The organism is Pseudoalteromonas sp. SCQQ13 (genome assembly GCF_015864415.1).
Classification (GTDB): domain Bacteria; phylum Pseudomonadota; class Gammaproteobacteria; order Enterobacterales; family Alteromonadaceae; genus Pseudoalteromonas; species Pseudoalteromonas nigrifaciens.
In genome coordinates, this window is the sequence record NZ_JADYXG010000001.1 from 248,144 (window position 1) to 259,743 (window position 11,600).

The following is an 11,600-nucleotide window of genomic DNA, read 5'->3' on the forward strand; positions in this document are numbered from 1 at the left end:
ATACAACTTAACTAGCGTTAAGGTATATAACAAAATTTAAGGATTTAAAATGCATACTGATGTAAATACATTATTTGATAACCTATGGCAAAACTACTTAAACGTAACGCCATCGGCAGACAAAATTCATGATCTATTAGGTTCAACGCAAAAAGATGACATTATTAACGATCATATTGCTCTGCGTACCTTTAACATTGAAAAAGTGGGCTTAGAAAAGCTGGCAGCACACTTTTTAGCTTTGGGTTATAAAGAATGTGGTGAGTATCACTTTGAAGCTAAAAAACTATACGCAAAGCACTACGAGCATAGTGATTTAACACAGCCAAAAGTATTTATTTCTGAGTTGTTGGTAGATAAATGCTCTGCTGAGTTACAAGCAATTGTAAATGATATGGTGAGTCAAATTGACGAGGACGCAGTGACCGCCGATAACTTTTTATACTCAGGCACGCACTGGCAAGTAAGTACAGACACTTATAAGCAACTTCTTGCCGAGAGCGAATACGCAGCGTGGATGTCGGCATGGGGTTACCGAGCTAATCACTTTACGGTAAATATTAATACCCTTGATAAATTTGATAACATTGAAGATGTTAACCAAGCGCTAAAAGATGCAGGCTTTACACTTAATAGCTCAGGCGGCGAAGTAAAAGGCTCGCCAGAGGTATTACTTGAGCAATCGTCGACCCTTGCTGATGAGTACTCAGTAAGCTTTAGCGATGGTGAAATGAGCATTCCTAGCTGTTTTTATGAGTTTGCTATTCGCTACCCTAAAGCCGATGGCGAGCTTTACACCGGGTTTGTAGCAGCCTCTGCCGATAAAATTTTTGAAAGTACCAATGCGCGCTAACTAGCCTGCATTTGGTCACTCTTTAAAAAGCCCGTAAAGGGCTTTTTTTATGCCTATTTAACCGGATCTCTGGTAAAGAGGTTTACTAACGTAATGGCGCTTTCGATTAATTTTACTTATCCATTAGATGATTTAAATTAATAACCCAAACTACTGTTTTATATTAACTTAAATTAATTCCAAGCTATTTAAAATTAACTATTGCAGAAACTTAAAACACGTTTTATTATTTCGCTGCTTCTTGATTATAATCAATCTGAGTAGATTACAAACCTAGTTTGTAGCAAGGCAAATCAGCAACTACACGCCAAGTTTACCTGGCTAATTACTAGTAAACTTTCCTCAACTATAGTTACGTTGGCTTGTAACTATATACTTAAACGCAGTTGCTCATTCCAACTGCGTTTTTTTGCTTTAAGGGAGACAAGCTCCCAGTAGTTATTATAAAAACAGCGGCTTATAATCGTTTTCTAATTGTTCAAACGACAAGTCTCCAATAAAGCGCCCAAAGCTGAGCCAAGTTGCTAAACCGCGTAAGTCTTTAAAGTGTGGCGGTACAAACTTAGGCGATTCGATTACTCCTAAACTATGCAGTTGCGTAATCAGCCTAAAGTCATCAATCGATATTTTTCCCACCAGCAATAAAGGCAGTTGATCGATTCTGCCCAGTTGTATGGCAACCCGAATTAAGTTGTACACCAAAACAAAGCCTTTAATGTAGGCAATGTCTTTAGTAAACGGCAAACCTGTGGGTGTACTGCCCCTAAATACACGCTGAGCTAAAGTATAGCTTTCATCTTGCGATAACCCTTGCGCTACATAATCGCGGTAAATATCAACAAATTCAGCACCATCAATTACCTTGGTCACCGCTTGAATACGGTTAACTAATTTAGATAAGCGCCGTGGTGTTGATTTTAAGGTAATAATTTCGGTTAATACCGCAAGGCCCTCTTGGGTCACTGTTGAGCTTGGCGTGCCTTTACTTAAACAGGTTAAGTAAGGTTGCGCTAGGCCATTTTGCGTCGTGCCTACATGTATCCAGCCTTCGTGCACTTCTAGAATATCGAGTTCACGCTGCGAAAACTTCACATCTTTATTTAGCTTAATGTTATTAGCCCCAGCTGCTGCATCGCTCACTATGCCATCGCTTAGCATTACCTCTACGTTGATCCCTACCATACTGGCATTAACTTGCTCAGATAAAATACGCACAGCATCGCTTGCTGCTATATTTTTAGGATCGTCGGGCAGTATATCGGCAATTAATAAGTTTTTAAGCGGCCGCTCTAACATGTTTGCCAGCTCAGTAAGTGAAGGCTCACCAGCATGAAACAAATCTTTAGGGTGCCCAAATAGCTCTACTGATAGGTCATGAAATTCAGGCGTTCCTCGATATTCCAGCATGCTTAATACGGTTTTATACTCGCTGCACATTTTTCCCATATATTGAGCTATTGGGTTTAGCTGTCCTAACTGGTTAATAATGTTACGCTGCAAAGTAGAAAACGCTTGGCGTAGTTCGCTGGGCACAAATCCTAAATCGCGCTGCTGATAATAAGCACGATCGATAACTGGATTTTTTTGACATTTTTGTCTAAAAAATTCTTCTTTAATTTGTTTATCCCAATTAATCGCATCCAGTATTCTTATAGGTGTTTGCAGGGCAACTAATTGATCTGATAATTCACGAGTTTTAAGTAGTAACGCCTTGTCTATCATGGTGTAAGCTCAACAAATAATGAATTGTGAGCATAATTTAAAATAACCAAATTACAAAGTAATATCATCATTTTTTAACCATTGTTTTTAAGATGATCGGACCACATATCTAAAACGTATATACTTGCAAAGTTAAGGATTAATTAATGAAAAATGAAATCGACAACAAGCAAATTTTAGCTGTGTATGAACGCATAATACAACGCGGCGAAATGCAGGATGATGGTAAGCATTATCAAGGTGTTACCGCGTATTCAGACGCAGACGGTTATACCATTTATTTACAAGGCAGCGGCGTAGAACTGCGTTTTGGGTTTCATAATACGTATCATCTTGATTACGAACATGAAAAACACAAAGATGACTTTTTAAAAAAATTACACAATATTGCCAATGAAACCTAATGCTGCCACCCAGGCTTAAAAAACGCGCCACTAGCAAGCTCAATACTTCCTTTATTACGCAAGTAATTATTGAGCTTGAAGCTAACCCGCACAAGCTCGAAATTATTCGCCACAACCTAGCTTACTACCGTACCCAAACCCATTTAAAAAAAGGCTTTCTCCTCGCTATTGAGCGATTTGACTGGGTGTTTGCAGCATGTAATAACGTGGATGAAATTTGCGCACAAATTATGGCCGATGACTACATTGGAAATCGTCTTAGGCGTTATCCTCTTTTGTTCAAAGGTATATTAGCGCCTTAAATTAAGCTGTAACAATACGTCTGCTTTGTACCTATATTAGCCCTTCTTGCTTTGCTATATTTACAATTAACTTTATAAAACCAGCCTGTTGTTATAATTATATCCATTGCAATTTTGGCTATATAAACAGCAACACATACCGTTAGTGCTCTAATGATTACCGTACTAAGCATATTATTTGAAATTATTTACATTTTATTTCTTAGCCAAAATAACCCTACCCTATTGCACTACAAAATAATACATAAACTCTTGTTTTTAAACAACATAAAACAAATTCAATGTTTATTATTTACGTATACTAGACTACCTTTTTTGTTAATATTTCATCTACATTTTGGCATCCGATCATTTACCTGCGCCTTGAATTGTTAGAGCTATTACCTTAAACTTATGTTTATTGAACGGTCAATTAATAATAAATATGCCTAAAGTTGGAATGGAACCTATAAGACGTCAGCAGCTAATTGACGCAACAATTGAGTCGGTTGCACAGCGCGGTTTACAGGCAACCACTATTAACAGTATTAGTAAAAATGCGGGATTATCCTCTGGCATTATTAGTCATTACTTTGGTGGTAAGCAGGGATTAATTGAAGCAACGGTGAGGTATTTACTTACGAGTTTAAAACAGGAGCTTGTTTGCAAACTTGAAGCAAATACCAACGCGACGCAGCGCTTAATGTTTATTATTGAAGCCAACTTTGCACTTGTGCAACAGCGCTCAGATACTACACGAACTTGGTTGAGCTTTTGGGCACAATCAATGCACGATGCCGAATTACACCGGCTACAAAATGTAAACAGCAAACGCTTGCAAAGTAATTTAGCATTTTCATTTAAGCAATTAATGCCCGCTGAGCAAGCAAAACAAGCTGCCGAACTTAGCGCCGCCATGATCGACGGCCTATGGTTACGAGCAGTACTTAGTAAATCAAACGAACATCAGTTTAATCACAGTGAAAAGCTAGCAAAAAGTTATGTGCATTCACTCATCAAGCAATATGGAGCCTAGCGTGACAACACCTGTCTATCAAAATTTTATTAACGGCCATTTCCTTGCAAATAAAAGCGGCAAAACATTTGATGTAACTAACCCTGCTACGGGTGAAGTTATTTATGCAGTAGAAATTGCTGACGAGTTTATTCAAAACGCTGCCATTGCAAGTGCAAAGCAAGGTTTTGCTCAGTGGTCGGCCATGTCGCCTATTGAGCGCAGTCGCATTTTACTCAAGGCCGTAGCAATTTTACGCGAGCGCAATGATGAGCTAGCGCTGGTAGAGGTACTTGATACCGGCAAACCAATGCAAGAAGCAAACTGTGTAGATATTGAAACAGGCGCTGATGTTATTGAATTCTTTGCTGGTTTAGCACCGGCACAAGTTGGCCAACAACAAATGGTTGGCAGCGACTTTTACTATACCCGTAAAGAGCCTTTAGGTATTTGCGCTGGTATTGGTGCGTGGAACTACCCGCTACAAATTGCCTGTTGGAAATCGGGCCCTGCTCTTGCCGCTGGTAATGCGTTTATTTTTAAACCATCGGAAGAAACACCACTTGGCGCAATTAAGCTAGCTGAAATTTTTGTAGAAGCTGGCGTACCCGCAGGTGTATTTAATGTAGTACAAGGCGCAGGCGATGTAGGCCAATGGCTAACACAGCATACTGATATAGATAAAGTGTCGTTTACTGGCGAAGTAGGTACAGGTAAAAAGGTAGTTGCGAGCGCTGCGGGATCTTTAAAAGATGTCACCATGGAGCTTGGTGGTAAGTCGCCATTAATTGTATTTGATGATGCCAATATTGAACAAGCAGTAAGTGCTGCAATGTTAGGCAACTTTTATACTCAAGGCGAAGTGTGTACTAATTGTACCCGTATTTATGTTCATAAAAATGTATATCAACAATTTATTGATGAGCTTAAAACCCGTACTGAACAAAATATTATTGCCGGCGATCCTCAAGATTTAAATACTAACTTTGGCGCGCTAATTTCTAAAAAGCATCAAGACTTAGTAATGAGCTACGTTAATAAAGGTATTGCAGAGGGCGCAACGCTACTAACAGGTGGTACAACACTTTCACCTGCATCTGCACCTAACGGCTATTTTGTTGCCCCTACTGTGTTTATTGATTGCAACGATGACATGAGCATAGTTAAAGAGGAAATATTTGGCCCAGTAATGAGCGTGTTGGTATTTGATGACGAAGACGATGTTATTAAACGTGCAAATGGTACTCACCTTGGTCTAGCTGCCGGTGTATTTACTAGCGACATTAAACGTGCACACCGTGTTATTCATCAACTACAAGCGGGTATTTGTTGGATTAACGCTTATGGTAACTCACCTGCAGAAATGCCAGTGGGTGGTTACAAGCAATCGGGCATTGGCCGCGAAAACGGCATAGAAACCCTCGATACTTATACCCAAACTAAATCTGTTTATGTTGGTATGACCGACATAGAAAGCCCATTTTAAAGGATACTGATTATGAGTAATTCGTATGACTATATTATTGTGGGCGCAGGCTCTGCAGGTTGCGTGTTAGCAAATCGCTTATCAGCCGATAAAAACACCCGTGTATTACTACTAGAAACGGGTGGCAGTGATAAAAGCATTTTTATAAAAATGCCTACCGCGCTTTCTATTCCAATGAATAGCGATAAGTACGCGTGGCAGTTTCATACCCAACCTGAGCCGCATTTAGACAACCGCGAAATGCATTGTCCGCGCGGTAAAGTACTCGGTGGTTCGTCATCTATTAATGGCATGGTGTATGTACGCGGCCATGCAAAAGACTTCGACGAATGGCAACACAATGGCGCAAACGGCTGGGATTATCAGTCGTGTTTACCGTATTTTCAAAAAGCAGAAAGCTTTTACTTAGGTGAAAATAAGTACCGTGGCGGTAAAGGCCCGCTGGGCGTTAATAACGGTAACGAAATGAAAAACCCTTTGTACAGCACCTTTATTAAAGCGGGCATTGAAGCGGGTTACGCACACACTAACGACTACAATGCCTCGCAGCAAGAAGGCTTTGGGCCAATGCACATGACGGTAAAAGACGGTGTACGTAGCTCAGCCGCGCGTGAATACTTAGATCCAGTTAAATCGCGTAATAATTTAACTATTGTTACCGGTGCACTTGCCCAGCGCGTTGTTTTAGAGGGCAAAAAAGCCACTGGTATTGAATACAAAGTAAATGGCGAAGTTAAAACCGCTGTTGCTGCAAAAGAAGTGATATTAAGCGCCGGCTCTATTGGCTCGCCACATATTTTACAGCTATCGGGTATTGGCGATAGCGAAGTGCTTAAAAAAGCAGGCATTGAGGTAAAACACCATTTACCCGGTGTAGGGCAAAACTTACAAGATCATCTTGAGTTTTACTTTCAATATAAGTGCAAACAACCTATTACCTTAAACGGTAAATTAGGGTTAATTTCAAAAGGTTTAATTGGTGCACGTTGGTTATTAACCCGCAAGGGACTGGGCGCTACAAATCACTTTGAATCATGTGCTTTTATTCGTTCTAAGCCTGGAGTTGAATGGCCAGATTTGCAATACCATTTTTTACCTGCCGCAATGCGCTACGACGGACGTAGTGCCTTTGACGGCCATGGCTTTCAAGTACATGTAGGTCATAACAAGCCAAAAAGCCGCGGCAGCGTTACTATTGCATCGGCTGATCCTCAGCAACCACCTAAAATTGTGTTTAATTACCTACAACATCAAGATGACATTGAAGGCTTTAGAGCCTGTGTACGCCTAACTCGTGAAATTATTGAGCAAAGTGCCTTTGATGATTATCGCGATGAAGAAATTCAGCCAGGTAAGCATATTCAAACCGATGCAGAAATAGATGCCTTTGTACGTCAAACGGTTGAAAGCGCTTATCACCCTTCTTGCTCTTGCAAAATGGGTGAAGATGAACTGGCAGTCGTTAATTCAAACACCCAAGTACATGGGATTGCAGGTTTACGAGTAGTTGACTCATCTATATTTCCAACCATACCAAACGGTAACTTAAACGGCCCTACCATTATGGTGGCCGAAAAAGCCGCTGATATTATTTTAGGTAATAAGCCACTAGCAAAACTCAATGCATCTGTAGCAATGAGCGCTAACTGGCAAACAACACAACGTAATAGCAAGATATAAATTAAGCCACTGGCGAAGGTTTAGCTACTTAGGTAGTTAACCCTTTGTGAGGCTCGCCGTGGCTCACGATATAAATTGGTTATGTTGTGTTAACGCGAGAAAAACAATAAACGGAGTACTTATGAATTACTTTTATTTATTTTGGGAGGGCGATAATGACTATTTGGCTTAGTGCTGGGATTATTTTCACCTTATTAGCTGTAATCGCTATTTTATTTAAATGGGGCAATGTACGTGTTGTAGGCGTAACGCCAGTTAGAACATTTACCTTTATAGCCATATTATTTACCTCAGGCCTAGATGTTGGCCTTATTATGTTTCCGTTAACCGAATTTGCCGGTTATGCAGACATAAAAGCAAGCCCAGAGTACGCATTTGCAAATCCGCTAGCTATTGAGTTTGGCTATTGGGGGTTTTTAATCTGGGGATTTTACTTTCTTACGTGCTTTTATTTCTGTGTAATAGAACCTAAAGTTAAATTTTTCGAAATTCCTTGGGTTAAGTTTATTAATAACGTTGTCATCATTGGCACCTGTGCATTTACTGCTTACTTACTACTGACTAACTTACCTTGGTACTTACCCGACTTCGGTGATGGCTCAAGTGTTATTCCGGTGTTTTATTTAATTGTGCTGGCTACAATAGCGTTTGCTGCCTATTCGAGTACCGACATTAAGTATGTACGTATTTTAAGTATTTCTACTACTTGGATGTTTTTAGCACTTATTGCCTTTATGTGGGCGGGTGCATTTGTATTTGGTGACAGTGAATTGTCTGCCTTTTCGAATAACTTAGGCGCTATTGGTACTTATTTTGCCAATATTAATGAATTTGTTTTACCGCTAAATGACTACCATGAGTTTTATTTATTTTGGTGGTTTGCATGGAGCATTATGATAGGTCAATTTACTGCACGTTTTGTCGGTGGATTAAGAACTTACCAGGTATTGGCTGCAATGTTGATTTTCCCATCAATTCCAATTGCTATCTGGTTTAGTGTGCTTTATCACTACCACGAAGCTGGTATTCCTACCGAAGGTATTAAAAACTTTGCCATGGTATTTGTTGGTATTATTTTTGTAATTAACTCTCTTGATTCGCTTATCCGGTTATACACAGATAACTTAAACTTGACGGTTAAACGCTTAGGTAAATTTAAATACTTAACCATGAATATTGTTGCTTTGTCGTTGTTAACATTACTATTTAAGTTAGAGTTTTTACAAATTCAATGGGTTGGCGCATTAGTTATTGCCTTGTTCTTTATTTGTATTGCTTATATTGGCTACAACAAATTAAAAACGGTGAACGACATTATAGGCTCACCAAAAGCAAACAAAATTGATTACACCAAAATTGAAAATATGAGCTAGGAAAAACACTATGAATAATAAACTAAAACAACTTTTTATCGCTTTACCTTTTACACTTTTATCTACAACTGCAGCGGCTAATTGGTCAACAACCATTACTGCAGCTTCTGACTATACTTTCAATGGTGTAACGCAAACAGATAACGACCCTGCAATTCAAGCAAGCCTTGATTACGCATTTGATAACGGTGTGTATGCAGGTATTTGGGCCTCTAATGTAGATTTTGGTGATGATACTGATTTTGAACTTGATGCTTATGTAGGTAGATACATTCAGCTTGATGAACACTTTAGTGCTGATTACGGTATTGCTTATTACACTTACCAAGGCAATAACAGTGATGGTAATTATGGCGAAGCCTATACAAAATTTGGCTATGCGAGTGATTATGGCCAAACAGAGCTTAACTTTTGGTATAGCTGGGACTACTTTGGCAGCGGTGCAAGTCATGTTATTTCAATGATCGCCCATACTTATGAACTTGCGCCTAACCATGCACTACGTGCAAGTTTTGATATTTCAAACTCATTAGACGGTAAAAAATACGCGTGGGATAGTAATGAAAAAAAATCTTACAACCATTACCGCTTAGCATACCAAACTAGCTATGAAGGCTTTAATATTGAAGTTGCCGCTGAAAACACCAGCTTAGATTACGACTACGCAGATGAGCGTCTAGTATTGGCCGTATCACGTACGTTTAATTTATAATCTTAATTAAATGAATGCTATTACTTAGCATAAAAATGCCACTTAAGTTAAGTGGCATTTTTATGTGCGGCTGTTAAATAAACAATTAACTAATTACTTATTTCCCAGGCACTGGTTCCTGAGCCTGACATATTGCTCACATTTTTGTTGAGTAGTTTATTACCTACATTAACAGATGACTCTGGCCTACTTACTAAATAGCCTTGTACAGAGCTCACACCTATACGCTTTACTAATTCAAACTGTGCTGGCTCTTCTACACCTTCGGCCACTATTTTAAGCCCCAACTTTTGTCCAAGTTCGCAAATAGTTTTTAATATATCGAGGTACTTTTTACTTTTATTTGCTTGAGTAATAAAAGAGCGATCAATTTTAATCACATCTATAGGTAAATCAGCCAAAGTGCTTAAAGAGCTAAAACCAGTACCAAAATCATCAATGGCAATCGTAATGCCCTCTTTACGTAATTTTTCAAGCTCTTTAATTATTAAAGAATCTGCTTTTATAAGCGTTGATTCTGTAATTTCTAGCATCAGTGAGTTAGGTGACAGCCCGGTTTTGGTAAGAGTTGCCATAACCCAGTCATATATAGATCTATGTTTTAGCTGCACTCCCGACACGTTTACCGATATTCGTACCTTGCGCAAACCGGCATTATGCCATGCAGCCATTTGTCTACATGCCTCTAACATAATCCAATCGCCTAATTCTAAAATCAAATTAGACTCCTCAGCTATAGGAATAAATTCAACAGGCGAAATCATTCCCTCAATTGAATGGTTCCAACGTGTTAGTGCTTCAAAATAATCTATCATGCAATCTTCAACATGTACGATAGGTTGAAAGTTTAAATAAAAGTCTTTGCGGGCGACCGCTAAACGAAGCTCTTCTAGCAAATAATGATAGCGGCGCATTTTATTACCCATTTCGGGAGAGTACACTTTAAAAATACCTTTACCATCGTGCTTTGCTCTATACATAGCTACATCTGCAAGTTGCAGTAAGGCTTGCGGCGTTGAGGCACTCTCTGGGTATTTTGCAATACCTATGCTGGCACTTATTTTTATAATTTTATTACCTAACACAAAGTCTTTTTCTAACTCGTTTAATACATTCCTTGCAATATCTAAAACTTGCGCTTCTGACTCAACTGACTCTATAAAAATAGAGAACTCATCGCCCCCTAGTCGAGATAAGTTTTGCTCTAACTGATTGGCTGGATTTATGTTATTTAACTTATTATGGCGTATCACATTGGCTAAACGAGTTGCCACTTGAACTAATATTTCGTCACCAAAACTATGCCCAAAAGAGTCATTTACTTTTTTAAAACCGTCCAAATCAATAAACAATAAAGCACATTTTAAATTTTCAATATTTACTTGGCTAATTTGTCTATCTATATGTTTAATATAGGCATGGCGGTCTATTAGTAGGGTGAGTTTATCTTGGTAAATACTGGTTTGAGTTTGCTTTACATAGTGCTCAACATGGCTATTAAGGGTGCTTATAGACTCACTCAGCGTTGTAATACTATTAGCGTTAGCTGCTGACTTTGTTTGTAAGTTAAATGCTTTGAGTAAGGTATCTGTTTGTTTATTAAGTTGGATAATTTTTTTTGTGTAGTAATGTTTTTTAAGCTCTTTTTTTAAATACACAAAGCCAATGAGAAAAATCACAAAAAATATAAATAGGTTTCGTGGCGATGTAAGCGTAATTAAAATTAAATCGTTAGCTTTAACCGCTATAAATTCTGTTTTGCTGGTTTTCAATACTATAAAGTTTATATTGTTTTGCTTAACAATATAATAGCCATTTAATATTGGGTTATACCAAGGGGCCAATGTCAATGTGGTGGTATCTATTTCAAAATTACGAACATCGATATTAGAGTGAAATAAATTAATTTTATCTATCTGATTACTTATACCTAAATTAATACTAAAACATAAAGAAATAGCCATTATTATAATTACATTTATAGATTTTAATTTATTCACTTAAAGGTCCATCTAACGTTGTTAACATATTAAAGCATAAGCAAATAAAACATCATATAGGCTGTTTTTACTAC

The 11,600-nt window shown here is 38.4% G+C and carries 10 protein-coding genes; 8 read left to right on the forward strand and 2 right to left on the reverse strand.

The annotated features are described in order from the left end of the window. Positions 1-49: 49 nt before the first annotated feature. The gene (locus tag I6F41_RS01040) at positions 50-853 is read left to right on the forward strand and encodes a DUF1338 domain-containing protein (protein ID WP_179806896.1); all 804 of its coding nucleotides are present in this window, start codon (positions 50-52) and stop codon (positions 851-853) included. 441 nt (positions 854-1,294) lie between these two features. On the opposite strand, the gene I6F41_RS01045 is transcribed toward I6F41_RS01040, so the two are convergent. After that, the gene (locus I6F41_RS01045) at positions 1,295-2,575 is read right to left on the reverse strand and encodes a flavohemoglobin expression-modulating QEGLA motif protein (protein ID WP_011330049.1); all 1,281 of its coding nucleotides are present in this window, start codon (positions 2,573-2,575) and stop codon (positions 1,295-1,297) included. 146 nt (positions 2,576-2,721) lie between these two features. Between I6F41_RS01045 and I6F41_RS01050 the strand changes: the two genes are divergently transcribed. The 7 genes from I6F41_RS01050 to I6F41_RS01080 all read left to right on the forward strand — a co-directional run bounded on the left by I6F41_RS01050 (position 2,722) and on the right by I6F41_RS01080 (position 9,526). Beyond that, the gene (locus tag I6F41_RS01050; RefSeq protein WP_011330048.1) at positions 2,722-2,979 is read left to right on the forward strand and encodes a DUF3081 domain-containing protein; all 258 of its coding nucleotides are present in this window, start codon (positions 2,722-2,724) and stop codon (positions 2,977-2,979) included. Next, positions 2,979-3,281 (forward strand): hypothetical protein, encoded by a 303-nt coding sequence (locus tag I6F41_RS01055; protein WP_011330047.1) that lies wholly within the window; start codon positions 2,979-2,981, stop codon positions 3,279-3,281. Before I6F41_RS01050 ends, I6F41_RS01055 begins: the two co-directional genes overlap by 1 nt. 439 nt (positions 3,282-3,720) lie before the next feature. Further along, entirely contained in the window at positions 3,721-4,296 is a 576-nt protein-coding gene (gene betI / locus I6F41_RS01060) for a transcriptional regulator BetI (protein WP_050754485.1), read from the forward strand. 1 nt (position 4,297) lies between these two features. Next, positions 4,298-5,761: a betaine-aldehyde dehydrogenase gene (gene betB / locus I6F41_RS01065; RefSeq protein WP_197107559.1), complete on the forward strand. Its 1,464-nt coding sequence runs from the start codon at positions 4,298-4,300 to the stop codon at positions 5,759-5,761. 12 nt (positions 5,762-5,773) lie between these two features. Then, complete coding sequence (betA, locus tag I6F41_RS01070) at positions 5,774-7,441, forward strand: choline dehydrogenase (protein ID WP_197107562.1); 1,668 nt, start codon at positions 5,774-5,776, stop codon at positions 7,439-7,441. A 155-nt stretch (positions 7,442-7,596) separates the two neighbouring features. Continuing rightward, positions 7,597-8,814: a BCCT family transporter gene (locus tag I6F41_RS01075; RefSeq protein WP_197107564.1), complete on the forward strand. Its 1,218-nt coding sequence runs from the start codon at positions 7,597-7,599 to the stop codon at positions 8,812-8,814. 10 nt (positions 8,815-8,824) lie between these two features. Next, positions 8,825-9,526 carry a TorF family putative porin gene (locus I6F41_RS01080; protein WP_011330041.1) on the forward strand — a complete coding sequence of 234 codons (702 nt, stop codon included), beginning with the start codon at positions 8,825-8,827 and terminating at the stop codon, positions 9,524-9,526. An 89-nt stretch (positions 9,527-9,615) separates the two neighbouring features. Here the strand turns inward: I6F41_RS01080 and I6F41_RS01085 are convergent, their stop codons facing one another. Beyond that, the gene (locus I6F41_RS01085) at positions 9,616-11,526 is read right to left on the reverse strand and encodes a putative bifunctional diguanylate cyclase/phosphodiesterase (protein ID WP_197107565.1); all 1,911 of its coding nucleotides are present in this window, start codon (positions 11,524-11,526) and stop codon (positions 9,616-9,618) included. Positions 11,527-11,600: the final 74 nt, after the last annotated feature.